Annotated in this window: 11 protein-coding genes; 8 read left to right on the top strand and 3 right to left on the bottom strand. The window is 68.4% G+C overall.

The genetic code is table 11. The annotated features are described in order from the left end of the window. Window positions 1-21 precede the first annotated feature (21 nt). The 3 genes from ABL312_RS06715 (at window position 22) to hspQ (ending at window position 2543) form a co-directional block, all read left to right on the top strand. On the top strand, window positions 22-888 hold the full coding sequence (locus ABL312_RS06715; RefSeq protein WP_349360609.1) for a lauroyl acyltransferase: 867 nt from the start codon (window positions 22-24) through the stop codon (window positions 886-888). A 121-nt stretch (window positions 889-1009) separates the two neighbouring features. Next, entirely contained in the window at window positions 1010-2053 is a 1044-nt protein-coding gene (locus tag ABL312_RS06710; protein ID WP_349360608.1) for a CoA ester lyase, read from the top strand. 154 nt (window positions 2054-2207) lie between these two features. Then, complete coding sequence (gene hspQ / locus ABL312_RS06705; protein ID WP_349360607.1) at window positions 2208-2543, top strand: heat shock protein HspQ; 336 nt, start codon at window positions 2208-2210, stop codon at window positions 2541-2543. 94 nt (window positions 2544-2637) lie between these two features. Here hspQ and ABL312_RS06700 read toward each other — a convergent pair whose 3' ends face one another. After that, a complete protein-coding gene (locus ABL312_RS06700) occupies window positions 2638-3264 on the bottom strand; it encodes an invasion associated locus B family protein (RefSeq protein ID WP_349360606.1) in 627 nt (208 codons plus the stop codon). 339 nt (window positions 3265-3603) lie between these two features. Here ABL312_RS06700 and ABL312_RS06695 point away from each other — a divergent pair, with 339 nt between their 5' ends. From ABL312_RS06695 to ABL312_RS06680, 4 genes are all read left to right on the top strand, one after another. Continuing rightward, window positions 3604-5460, top strand: coding sequence for an extracellular solute-binding protein (locus tag ABL312_RS06695; RefSeq protein ID WP_349360605.1), 1857 nt, complete (start codon window positions 3604-3606; stop codon window positions 5458-5460). After that, window positions 5457-7079: a class I adenylate-forming enzyme family protein gene (locus ABL312_RS06690; protein ID WP_349360604.1), complete on the top strand. Its 1623-nt coding sequence runs from the start codon at window positions 5457-5459 to the stop codon at window positions 7077-7079. Before ABL312_RS06695 ends, ABL312_RS06690 begins: the two co-directional genes overlap by 4 nt. 6 nt (window positions 7080-7085) lie before the next feature. Then, window positions 7086-8312 (top strand): hypothetical protein, encoded by a 1227-nt coding sequence (locus ABL312_RS06685; protein ID WP_349360603.1) that lies wholly within the window; start codon window positions 7086-7088, stop codon window positions 8310-8312. 186 nt (window positions 8313-8498) lie between these two features. Continuing rightward, a complete protein-coding gene (locus tag ABL312_RS06680; protein WP_374730184.1) occupies window positions 8499-9173 on the top strand; it encodes a DsbA family oxidoreductase in 675 nt (224 codons plus the stop codon). 316 nt (window positions 9174-9489) lie between these two features. On the opposite strand, the gene eno is transcribed toward ABL312_RS06680, so the two are convergent. Next, entirely contained in the window at window positions 9490-10764 is a 1275-nt protein-coding gene (gene eno, locus ABL312_RS06675; RefSeq protein WP_349360602.1) for a phosphopyruvate hydratase, read from the bottom strand. A gap of 206 nt (window positions 10765-10970) precedes the next feature. Next, window positions 10971-11822: a 3-deoxy-8-phosphooctulonate synthase gene (kdsA, locus tag ABL312_RS06670; RefSeq protein WP_349360600.1), complete on the bottom strand. Its 852-nt coding sequence runs from the start codon at window positions 11820-11822 to the stop codon at window positions 10971-10973. 234 nt (window positions 11823-12056) lie between these two features. Between kdsA and galU the strand changes: the two genes are divergently transcribed. Continuing rightward, entirely contained in the window at window positions 12057-12938 is an 882-nt protein-coding gene (galU, locus tag ABL312_RS06665; RefSeq protein WP_349360599.1) for a UTP--glucose-1-phosphate uridylyltransferase GalU, read from the top strand. Window positions 12939-12971 lie beyond the last annotated feature (33 nt).

The following is a 12971-nucleotide window of genomic DNA, read 5'->3' as shown; positions in this document are numbered from 1 at the left end:
GGCGGCAGGATGGCACGGCGCGTGACGGGCGACACGACATTGCAACATCGGATCGAGGCGGCGCTGCTGAAAGGCGGCGTGGCACTGCTGCGGCTGCTTCCGCCCGACACGGCGTCGGCTGCGATGGGCAAGCTGTGGCGCTGGATCGCCCCCCTCACCCGCCGCCAAGCGCGCGCGCTCGACAATGTCGCGCGGGCCTTTCCCGACATGGACCGGGGTGCGCGCGAGGCGCTGGTGCGCGACATGTGGGAGAACCTCGGCCGCATCGCCGCCGAAACGCTCCAGCTCGACCGTCTCGTCGCCCGTCCCGAACGCTTCGACTACGACGTCGACGATGTGCGTGCCGCCGTGGGCGACGGCGGCGCGGTGGTGGTCGGGCTGCACACCGGCAACTGGGAAGTGACGGCGCTCGGCGGGATCGCGGCCGGATGGGAGCCGGTGGGCGTCTATCAGGCGCTGAAGAACCCGGCCGCCGACCGGCTCGTCCACGACCTGCGCGCCCGCCTCTATCCCGGCGGGCTGCTGGCCAAGGGGCATCAGACGGCGCGGCGCCTGCTGACGCTGGCGCGTGGTGGCGCGCGCACCGCAATGCTGGCCGATCTGCGCGACCGGCGCGGCGTGATGGTGCCCTTCTTCGGCCGTCCCGCCTCGGCGGGGCTTTACCCCGCGATGATCGCGATCGCCGCCGACGTGCCGCTGATCGCCAGCCGCGTCGTGCGGCTGCCGGGAAACCGCTTCCGCATCGAGGCGCGGGTCGTGGCGTTCGAACGCACCGGCGACCGCCAGGCCGACGCGGAGGCCGCAACGCGCGCCTATCACGCGCTGTTCGAGACCTGGATCCGCGAATATCCGGCGCAATGGATGTGGATCATGCGCAAGTGGAGTTGAAAGCGCGGGCGCGCGCCACGTGCGGTCTATATGCAGTGCAGCAAAATGGCGCTAGTCTGCGCGCCGTTTCATCGACCGGCCGGCCCGGCCGGCGTCCGGAATTTGCGATCGGGAGGATATCTTGAAGACACCGCGGGCTTTCTATCAGCCGTTGGCCATCGGCGCGCCGACCCCCTTGCGCGAGCTGCCGGTGCAGCTTGAGCGCATGATCCATTTCGTTCCGCCGCATGTGGAGAAGATGCGCGCCAAGGTGCCGGATCTGATTTCCAAGGTCGACGTGGTGCTCGGCAATCTCGAGGACGCTATCCCCGCCGACCAGAAGACCGAGGCGCGGCGCGGGTTCATCCAGATGGCCCGCGACAACGACTTCGGCACCACCGGCCTGTGGACGCGGATCAACTGCCTCAACAGCCCCTGGGTGCTCGACGATCTGACCGAGATCGTGACCGAGGTCGGCGACAAGCTCGACGTCGTGATGCTGCCCAAGGTCGAGGGGCCCTGGGACATTCATTACATCGACCAGCTGCTCGCCCAGCTCGAGGCCAAGGCCGGGGTAACGAAGCCCATCCTCGTGCATGCGATTCTCGAGACGGCGGAAGGCGTGAAGAACGTCGAGGCGATCGCCACCGCCTCCCCGCGCATGCACGGCATGAGCCTCGGCCCGGCCGATCTCGCCGCCTCGCGCGGCATGAAGACCACCCGCGTGGGCGGCGGGCACCCGGATTACACGGTGATCTCCGATGCAACCGGGGACGGCGCGGCGCGCACCGCGTTCCAGCAGGACCTGTGGCACTACACGGTCGCCAAGATGGTGGACGCCTGCATGGCGGCCGGGATCAAGGCCTTCTACGGCCCCTTCGGCGATTTCTCCGATGCCGCCGCCTGCGAGGCGCAGTTCCGCAACGCCTTCCTGATGGGCTGCGTCGGCGCCTGGTCGCTGCATCCGAGCCAGATCGACATCGCCAAGCGGGTCTTCAGCCCGGAGCCGTCGGAGGTCGTCTTCGCCAAGAAGATCCTCGACGCCATGCCGGACGGCACGGGGGCCGTGATGATCGACGGCAAGATGCAGGACGACGCGACCTGGAAACAGGCGAAGGTTATCGTCGACCTCGCCCATCTGGTCGCGGCCAAGGACCCGGATCTCGCGGCCGCCTACGGGCTCTGATCCGGCCGGGCGAAAGATCCGGGCATCGGCTCAAGACAGGGTGAGAAGACCGGCGCGCGGAGCCCCTCCGCGCGCCGTCCTGTCTCGCGCGCGCGATCGAGACGGCTTGTCAAGCTTGCGGCGAACGCGTATGCGCAGGGGCAAGGACGAACAGATGATGCAGACGATGCGAACCGCAAAATTCATGATCGGCCAGGTCGTGCGGCATCGGGTATATCCCTTTCGGGGGATCATTTTCGATGTGGACCCGACCTTTTCCAACACCGAGGAGTGGTGGGAGGCGATCCCCGAGGACGTGCGTCCAAGGAAGGATCAGCCCTTCTATCACCTGCTCGCGGAGAACGAGGAAACCGAGTACGTGGCCTACGTCTCGGAACAGAACCTCGTGCCCGACGACACCGGCGAGCCGGTGCGCCATCCCCAGGTCGACGAGATCTTCGAACAGCAGGACGACGGCTCCTATCTGCCGCGCGACGTCGACCTGCACTGACGCCCGGGCCCGACAGGACACACGCAAAACGGCCGCCGGACTGGTCTGTCCGGCGGCCGTTTCGTTTCCGTGTTGAGCCTAGGACGCGCCGGCGTCAGTTGGAGCCGGTGACTTCCTTCTGGCGCTCGATGAGCTTCTGGCGGGCTTCCTCGGCGCGCTTCTGCAGTTCCGACTGCAGCTGCTGCTGGCGCTGCTGGAGGGCGGCCGCGTCGATCGGATCGCCGTCATAGACCTTGGTGAAGCCGGTGAGCGTGAGCTGAAACGGCACCTGCTTGGCCTGCTGGTTGAGCGTCGTGAGAACCAGGTTGGCCCCCGCCTTCATGCTGTTGACGAAGCCTTCGTCGATCACCAGCTCCGAGTAGCAGGCGTTGGGGAAGCAGATCGAGTACTTGGCCTCGCTCTGCTTGCCGCCGTCGACCTGCACGCGCAGGCCCGGCTGAATCAGCATGCCCGGCGGCACGGCGAGCAGCAGCGTCTTGCGCGCCTCGCCCACCGTCTCGCGCACCGCGACCGATGCCAGGAACTGACCCGTATCGGTGCGCAGTTCCTGCGTGACGATACAGATTTCCTTGTTCGACTGGGGATCGGTGTTGCAGATCTTGACCCACGGCGTGTCCGCCGACGGCTCGACGGTCTGCGCGCTCGCGCCCGTCGCGGCGGCGATGCTCATCGCGGCGGCGGCCGAGATGGCCAGCACGCGGTTCTTGAAACTCTCTGCCATAAAAGCGTCCCTACGTCCCTGGTGTCGATCCGGCGCGTGCAGCATGACGGCGCCGCGGGCGCACCGCAAATCCATATGGTGCCAACGTCCCCGTTCGTGTGCGCAACGAATACGGCGAGACATTGGCCTCTCGGTTACGCGGGGCATCTTTACAGCCAAGTCGCGCCGATTTCCATCGGCAACAGGGCCCCGGCGCTCGATTGCGCGCGTTTTGCATCGCCTTCGGCACGGTGCGCGCGGTCCGGACCGGGTGCCGGGGACCCGGATTTTGACGCCTTGTTAACCATACCAAAGTGATTGCACGCTAACACTGGAGCCATGAAGGCAAGGCAGGTCACGATGATTCTCTTCAAGGTGCGCAGGATGCTCGGCGTCGCGATGCTCGCGCTCGCCGCATTCGCCCCGGCTCACGCGGGCGCGGCGGACGAGGTGCCGCCGGCGCATGGGATCGCGATGCATGGCGCCCCCGCGCTGCCCGAGGATTTCTCCCATCTGCCCTACGTCGATCCGGACGCGCCCAAGGGCGGGCGCATCACCTATGGCGTGCAGGGCACCTTCGACAGCCTGAATCAGTTCATCGTGCAGGGCGGCACCACGACGGCGCGCGGCATCCGCGACGCGCGCTTCGGCGCGCTGGTGATCGAAAGCCTGCTCGAGCGCAACATGGACGAGCCCTTCTCGCTTTACGGGCTGCTGGCGGAAAGCGTGCGCATGCCGCCCGAGCGCGACTGGATCGAGTTCACGCTCAATCCGGCCGCGCGCTTTTCCGACGGGGCGCCGGTCACGGTCGAGGACGTGATCTTTTCCTTCGAGATCCTGCGCGACAAGGGACGGCCGCATTTCCGCGCGCGCTATGCCCGGATCGCCGCCATGGAAAAGACCGGCGACCGCTCGGTCCGCTTCGTGCTGGAGGACGGCAGCGACCGGGAACTGCCGCTGTTGCTCGGGCTTTCGCCGATCTTCGCCAAGCACACGATCGACCCCGAGACCTTCGACAAGAGCACCCTCACCCCGCCGGTGGGGTCCGGCCCCTATGTCATCGACGAGGTCGAGCCCGGCGCGCGGATCACCTATCGCCGCAATCCCGACTATTGGGCGAAGGATCTGCCGATCCGCCGCGGGCTCTACAATTTCGACGAAGTGCGCGTCGAATATTTCCGCGACGAGAACACGCTGCAGGAGGCCTTCAAGAAGGGGCTGGTGTCGATCCTCCCCGTCGCCGATCCCGCGCGCTGGGTCACGGGGATGGACTTTCCCGCCGTCACGGCTGGCGACGTCGTCAAGGACACCTTCGCGCTCGGCACGCCCGCCGGCATGCACGGCTTCGTGTTCAACACCCGCCGGGCGGTTTTCTCCGATGTCCGCGTGCGTCGGGCGCTCGCCATGCTGTTCGATTTCACCTGGGTGAATCGCACGCTCTATCACGGGCTCTACGCCCGCACCGGCGGCTATTTCGACAATTCCGAGCTGTCGTCGTTGGGCCGCCCCGCGGACGACGTGGAACGCGCCCTGCTCGCGCCGTGGATCGAGGACATTCCCGCCGACGTTCTGGACGGCAGCTGGCGCCCGACGCAGGCCGACGGATCGGGCCGCGACCGCACGGTGCTGCGCGCGGCGGTCAAGGCGCTTTCCGAGGCCGGCTATCGCATCGACGGGCGCACGATGCAGGGACCCGACGGCGCGCCGCTGTCCTTCGAGATCGTGGTCGCGACCAAGGATCAGGAGCGGCTGGCGCTCGCCTATCGCCGCGCGCTCGCCGCCGTCGGCATCGAGGCCGCCGTGCGCTCGGTCGACGGCGCGCAGTATCAGCGCCGGCGTCAGACCTTCGATTTCGACATGGTGGTCAACACCTGGCCCGTCTCGCTGTCGCCGGGCAACGAGCAGCGCTACCGCTGGGGCAGCGCGGCCGCCGACCAGGATGGCTCCTTCAATTACGCCGGCGTGGCCGAGCCGGCCGTCGACGCGATGATCGACGCCATGCTGGCCGCGCGCGACCGCGAGGCCTTCGTCGCGGCCGTGCGCGCCTTCGACCGCACGCTCATTTCCGGTGCCTATGTGGTGCCGCTGTTCCATCTGCCCGAAAAATGGGTCGCCAGATGGACCGACATCGCCCGCCCGCAGGCGCATCCGATCTTCGGCCCGCGGTTCGAGGCGTGGTGGTCCGCGGGCGAGGCCAATGCGGAGAACGGACAATGATCCTGACCCCGATCAAGACGATTGAAACGCATCAGCAAAGCGGCATCTGGGGCCGTGTCACGCTGGATGCCCTGTTTCGCAAGACGGCGGCCGCGCATCCCGACCGCGTCGCGCTGGTCGATGCGCCAGACCGCGCGGACCTCATGTCAGGCGCCCCGCGCAGCCTGACCTATGCCGAGGCGGACGCCGAGATCTCCCGCCTTGCCGGCTTCTTCTCCGCCGTCGGTCTCGCCCAGGACAGCGTCGTCGGACTGCAAAGCCCCAACACGGTCGATGCGGTGCTCGCCTTTCTCGCGGTGCTGCGCGCCGGTCTGGTGGTCGCGCCGCTGCCGCTGCACTGGCGGCAGAAGAACGTGCTGGAGGCCATGTCGCGCGCCGGCGCGCGGGCGCTCATCGCCGGCGAGAGTTTCGGCGGGCGCAACATCGGACACGAGGCGCGCGACACGGCGGCCGAGATGTTCTCGCTGCGCTTCGTCTTCGGCCTCGGACCCGAGGTGGCCGACGGGCTGATCGAGATCGACGAGGTGCTGCGCGAGGCGCCCGCCGACATGGCGCCGCCGCCCGCCCGGCGCGACCCCAATGCGGCCGATCACGTCGCCTCCCTCACCTGGACCCACAGCACGAGCGGCGAACCGCTGCCCATCGCGCGCAGCCACAACCACTGGATCGCCGCCGGCCTGATGCCCTATCTGGAGCTCGGCCTGCCGCAGGCGCCGCGCATCGTCGTGCCCTATGCGCTCACCGCAATGGCCGGGATCGGCGCGGGCGTCGTGCCGTGGTTGCTGAGCGGCGGAACGCTGCACCTGCACCAGCCGCGCTCCCTGCGCCAGCTCGCGGCCCACGCCGACGCGGTCGAGGCCGACATGGTGCTGGTGCCCGGCACGGTGATGCCCGCGCTCGACCGGCGGATGGAGCACGAGGGGTGCCAGCTCGTGCCCGTCTGGAGCGCCCATGCGCCCGCCGCCGCGCCGCATCAAAGCGCGCGGACGGTGACCGACATCCACATCGCCGACGAATTCGCGATGATCGCCCGGTCGCGCGCGGGCAGCGCCCTGCCGCGTCCCCTGCCGCTTGGCCGCGTGGCCTCCCCGTCGCAGGCGCAAAGCGGACCGGCGCTCGTCGACCTCGCGCTCGACACGGAGGCGCAGCCCAACACGCTGAAGGTGCGCGGGCCCATGGTCGCCGATTCGGCCTGGCCGGCCTGCAAGGTGCGGGTGCCGACCGACAAGGCCGGCTATGTCGACACGCTCATCCCGGTGCGCCATTGCGACGGCGGGCTCGCGGGTTTCGGGCAACCGGGCACGACTGCGGCCGGCCTTCCGGCCCTTCCCTCGCTCGACGCGCTCTTCGGCGCCTTTCCGGGTCTGAAGGAGGCCGCCGCCTTTCTGGTCGAGGACGGCATTCTCGGCGCGAGGCTCTACGCCGCGCTCGTGCCGCAGCGCGGCCTGATGCTCGATGTGGAGGGCTTCTTCGCCTATCTCGACGCGGAATGCGCCGGCCTGGCCGAAATCCCGCATCGGGTCCTCTCGCTTTCCGCCCTGCCGCGCCGGGAAAACGGCACCGTCGACCGCGCCGCGCTCGTCGCGCGCGTCGACCGGGGCCAGGCGGCGGTCGCCTGATCGGCGATGGGTGACGATACGGCGAAAACCGAGACCGGCAGCGCGATCCTTCCCGGCTTTTGCGCCGTCGGGGGAGCGCCCGACGGTCCCTGCGCCTGGCCGGCGCTGCACGAGGCACTCGACACCGTCTGGGGTCCTTCGGGTCGTCTCGATCTGGAAACGGCAGACAGCGTTTCGCGTGAGGAAGACCGCCATCCGGACGTGGCGATCTGGGGTGGTGAAACACATTCCTTGAACCGGCTATCGAAAATACTTAGCCGGGCGCGCAAAAAGGGGCTGGACATACCGCTCCTGATCGCGGGCCCGCTGCCGAACGAGGCATCAGGGCGCTTGCGCCCCGTTGCATATCTTGCACCCGAATGCCCGGCGGAGCGGCTGGCCGAACGTCTTCGCGACGTGGTGCGTGAGGCGGTGCGGCTGGAGGAGGCGCGGTTGCGCCGACGCTGCCTGGGCGGAAGGGGGGCGCGGACGGGGCGACAGGGCGAAGACCCCGGCGCATCGTGCGACCGTCTGTTGGTGGTCGGGCTGAGCGACCGCGTGGCCGGCGCGCTCCGGGCACAGGGACGCGGAATCGATCTTGTCGGCGCGCTGACGGCGGACACGGCGCTGGCGGAACTCGACCGCGGCGGGATCGTCGGGGCGGTGCTCGATGCGCCCGTCTCCCGCATCGAGGATGTTCTGGCGCAAATCCGCCGCGACCCGCGCCACGCGACCCTGCCGGTCCTTGCCATCGCCACAACCGTCGCGTCGGCGGAGAGACTGTGGCTGGCCGGCGCGTCCGATGTCGCGATCGCGGGGCTGGAGCCGGAGGCGCTGGCCGCGCGTCTGCGCCCGCTGCTTCTCGCCGGCGCCCGGCGCAAGCTGACACGGCACGTGCTGGCGCGCGATCGCGCCGCGCATCTCAGCGGCGAAACGGCCGTCCCCCGCGACAGGTTCGACGCCTATCTGGCCGCGCTGACCGGTGTTCTCGCCGCGCGCGGGCAAAGCCCCGTCCAGCGCCCCCTCGCCTCCTTTCATCCCGGACCGATGGCCGCGCATGTCGCCAACGATCCCGATCTGACGGCCGCCATCGGCGACCCGGTGCGTTCCGCCGCCCTCGCGGCATCGCGCGAGGAGGATTTTATTGCTACCGTCGAGGGGCTGGGCGACATCGCCGTCCTGCGCGGGCAGGCTGCGGCGGACCGCCTGTCCCGGCGGATTGCGGGGATCGTCGGCGCGACGAGCTTCGGCTGACGCTTCTCGATCCGCACCGGCCGGATGTGGACGGTCCGGCCGGATGCGGAAAGTCCGGTTGCCGGGCCGGCTTGCACTTGGCGCGTCCGGCGGGCTACATGCGCCCCTATATGGCGCGCGCGACCGCCCCGCACTTTCCGCAGGACCACGCGCGACACGTGGGACAAGGGCAGGACAACGACAAGGATGGCCAGCATGCAGGACAGCGAGCCCATGCACATCGACATCGTCTCCGACGTGATGTGCCCGTGGTGCTACATCGGCAAGCGCCGGCTGGAAAAGGCGCTCGCCAGCGTGCCCGAGATCCCGGTCGCCCTGCGCTGGCTTCCCTTCCAGCTCGATCCCACCCTGCCGCGCGAGGGCAAGGACCGGCAGACCTATCTTTCGGAGAAATTCGGCGGCGCCGAGCGGGCCGAGGCGGTCTATGAGCCCGTGCGCGAGGCCGGCCGGCAGGAGGGTATTCCCTTCGCCTTCGACAAGATCCGGAAATCGCCCAACACGCTCGACTGCCACCGGCTGATCCTGTGGTCGCGCGCCGAGGACGCCCAGACGGAAATGGCCGAACGCCTGTTCCGGCTCTACTTCGTGGAAGGCGCCGATCTGACCGACCGGGCCGTGCTGGTTCAGGCGGCCGAGGACGTCGGCATGATGTCGGATCTGGTCGCGGAGCTGTTGCCGACCGATTCCGACATGGAGAAGATCCAGAAGGATCTCGACCGGGCGCAGGCCATCGGCGTCACCGGCGTCCCCTGCTTCATCATCGACGAGCGCTTCATGGTGATGGGCGCGGAAAAGCCCGAGACGCTCGCCGCCGCGATCAAACACGCGCATGAGACGCGGCCCGGGGATGGTGCGGGGTAAACCCGCCCGCACGACACACTCCGCAAAAAGGCCGTCGGATCGCTCCGACGGCCCTGAGCTTGATCCCAACGGGTAGGAATACGCTTCACGTCATGCAGGGGCGTCATACCGGGCAAGCGTCAGCGCGACCCGGTATCGGCGAGCCGAGAGCCTGGCGATTTCGGAGAGTTTCCCACGCCTGCTCCCTGCCTCCCCGACCCCGGATCCCCGGCTCCGCCTGCGTCCGGGATGACGACCTTTCGAGGCTTTGTCAGCAGTCTGAGGGTCGCCGGATCGCTCCGGCGGCCCTTTCGGTGTTCGTGAGCGTCCGGCGACCTCAGCCGCGCAGGATCGAGCGGCCGGCGTAGCGCGCCTGGGGGCCGAGTTCCTGCTCGATGCGGATGAGCTGGTTGTATTTGGCGAGCCGGTCCGAGCGCGCCAGCGAGCCGGTCTTGATCTGCCCGCAGTTGGTGGCGACGGCGAGATCGGCGATGGTGGCGTCCTCGGTCTCGCCCGAGCGGTGCGACATGACCGCCGTGTAGGCCGCCTTGTGCGCGGTCTCCACCGCGTCGAGCGTTTCCGTGAGCGAGCCGATCTGGTTCACCTTGACGAGGATCGAGTTGGCCACGCCCTTGGCGATGCCCTCGCGCAGGCGCGCGGAGTTGGTGACGAAGAGATCGTCGCCGACGAGCTGGCAGCGGTCGCCGACCGCCTCGGTGAGCGCCTTCCATCCGGCCCAGTCGTCTTCCGCCATGCCGTCCTCGATGGAGATGATCGGATAGCGGGCGACGAAATCGGCGAGATAGGCGGCCATTTCATCCGGACCGAGCGTCTTGCCCTCGCCGGCCAGGTGATACTTGCCGTCCTTGTAGAACTCCGTCGAGGCGGCATCGAGCGCCAGGCAGATGTCGTCGCCCGGCGTGTAGCCGGCCGCCTCGATCGCCTTCATCACGAAGCCGATGGCCTCGTTGGTGGAGCCGATGTTGGGGGCGAAGCCGCCCTCGTCGCCGACGTTGGTGTTGTGGCCGGCGTCCTTCAGGGCCTTCTTCAGGGTGTGGAAGACTTCCGCGCCCATGCGCACGGCCTCGGCGAGCGAGCTCGCGCCGACCGGCATGATCATGAATTCCTGAACGTCGATCGGATTGTCGGCATGCGCGCCGCCGTTGATGATGTTCATCATCGGCACGGGCAGCACGCGCGCGCCGGCGCCGCCGACATAGCGGTAGAGCGACAGGCCGGAGGACTGCGCAGCCGCCTTGGCGGTGGCGAGCGACACGCCGAGGATCGCGTTGGCGCCGAGGCGTGCCTTGTTGGCCGTGCCGTCGAGCGCGATCATCGCCTCGTCGATCTTGAGCTGGTCTTCCGCGTCGAGCCCGCCGATCGCATCGAAGATCTCGCCGTTGACGGCCTCGACGGCCTTCTCGACGCCCTTGCCGAGATAGCGCGCGCCGCCGTCGCGCAGTTCCACCGCCTCGTGGGCGCCGGTCGAGGCGCCCGACGGCACGGCCGCGCGGCCGAAGGAGCCGTCTTCCAGATGCACGTCGACCTCGACGGTCGGATTGCCGCGGCTGTCGAGGATCTCGCGGCCGATGATGTCCACAATGGCGGTCATTCCTGTCTCCTTCTGAAGGTGCCGGCCCGGAGAGGGCGTGCCGCTTGGGGACGAAGGGCACGGGCGCGGCGTCGACGCGGGGTATGCGTCGGCGAAACGGTATGGGCGCGCTTCTAGCCGACGCGGGGCTTCAGGGGAAGAGCGCGCGGTCGCTGTCTCCCCGCGCCGCCCGGCAAAGTCCGCTGTTCGGTCCCGCGCCGCGCGGATCAAAGCGCGACGGGATGCGCCTTGGCGACGTGATCGAACTCACGCAGTTCCTGAAGAAGTTTCGGCAAGTCCTTGAGCGGGATCATATTCGGCCCGTCCGACGAAATCGTATTATCGGGATCCGGGTGCGTTTCGATGAAGACCCCGGCCAGCCCCACGGCCACGGCCGCGCGCGCCAGCACGGAGACCATGTTGCGCTCCCCGCCCGAGGAGCCGCCGCGCCCACCGGGCTGCTGCACGGAATGGGTCGCGTCGAAGACCACCGGCGCGCCGGTCGCCGCCATGATCGGCAGCGCGCGCATGTCCGACACCAGCGTGTTGTAGCCGAAGGAGGCGCCGCGCTCGGTCAGGATCACATTGGGATTGCCCGACTGGACGATCTTGGTGAGCACGTTCTTCATGTCCCAGGGCGCGAGGAACTGCCCCTTCTTGACGTTGATCACCGCGCCGGTCTTCGCGGCGGCGACCAGAAGGTCGGTCTGCCGGCACAGGAACGCCGGGATCTGCAGCACGTCTACCGCTTCGGCGACGGGTGCGCATTGATCGGCGGAATGAATGTCGGTCAGCACCGGCATGTCGAAGCGCTCGCGGATCTCGGCGAACACCGGCAGGGCGTCGGCCATCCCCACACCGCGGCTTGCGTCGAGCGAGGTGCGGTTGGCCTTGTCGAAGGAGGCCTTGAACACCACGCCGATGTCGAGCGCGTCCGCGATCTCCTTCACGGCCGCCGCGCACTCCAGGACGTGGTCGCGGCTTTCCATCTGGCACGGCCCCGCGATCAGCGAGAACGGCTGGGTCTGCGAAAAGGTGACATCGCGCACGCGGACGTCGGAATTGCAGGTGGCGGTCATGGTCAGGCGCTCGATCCAATGCGATGGCGGAGGTCTCTCGGGTCCGTGTGTAGTGCTCGCGGCGCCGCCGCGCAAGCGATGGCGGGCAGGCACGCCCTCCCCTGGCCCGGCGGCCTTGGATTGCCCGAAAATCCGGGCTAGACAGAGATGACAGGCGCGTCGCCCGTTTCGGGTCGGCGTCATCGCGTTTTCAGAACAATCGCCATCGCGTTTCAGACAACGGAAGTCTCCTGAATGACACAGCGGAAAATTCGCAAGGCCGTCCTCCCTGTCGCGGGTCTCGGCACACGCTTTCTGCCCGCCACCAAGGCCGTGCCCAAGGAGATGCTGACCGTCGTCGACCGTCCGATCATCCAGTATGTCGTCGATGAGGCGCGTGCGGCCGGCATCGAGCACATCGTGTTCGTCACCGGGCGCAACAAGCACGTCATCGAGGATCATTTCGACATCGCCTACGAACTCGAGGACACGCTGCGTGCCCGCAAGAAGCAGGGCGCCCTCGATCTTCTCGACGCGATCCGTCCGAGCCCCGGCAGCACCAGCTTCACCCGTCAGCAGGAGCCGCTCGGCCTCGGCCACGCCATCTGGTGCGCGCGCGATCTGGTGGGCAACGAGCCCTTCGCCGTGCTCCTGCCGGACATGGTGATGAAGTCCGATCCCGGGTGCCTGTCGCAGATGGTGTCGGTCTACGAGGAGACGGGCGGCAACGTGGTCTCCGTCGAGGCCGTGCCCGAGGACCAGACGCACAATTACGGGATCGTGGAGGTCGACGGCGATCCGCAGGCCGCGACCTTCTCGATCACCGGCATGGTGGAAAAACCCGCGCCCGGCACGGCACCGAGCAACCTCTTCATCAACGGTCGCTACATCCTGCAGCCGGAGATTTTCACGCTGCTGGAGAACCAGGAGGTCGGCGCCGGCGGCGAGATCCAGTTGACCGACGCGATGCTCGCCTTGATGGCGCGCCAGCGCTTCACCGGCCTGCGGTTCGACGGCGAGACCTACGATTGCGGCTCGAAATCCGGGTTTCTGGCGGCGAATATCGCCTTCGCGCTGGAGAACGAGGAGCTTGCCGGCGAGCTGCGCCCGCTGCTCGGCGATATCCTGAAGCTGTAACGCCCCCGCCTCGCCCCGGGGCGGCCGCCCCTC

The organism is Stappia sp. (genome assembly GCF_040110915.1).
Classification (GTDB): Bacteria; Pseudomonadota; Alphaproteobacteria; order Rhizobiales; family Stappiaceae; genus Stappia.
Note: the sequence above shows the minus strand (reverse complement) of the source record. Positions and strands in the feature narration are given on the sequence as shown.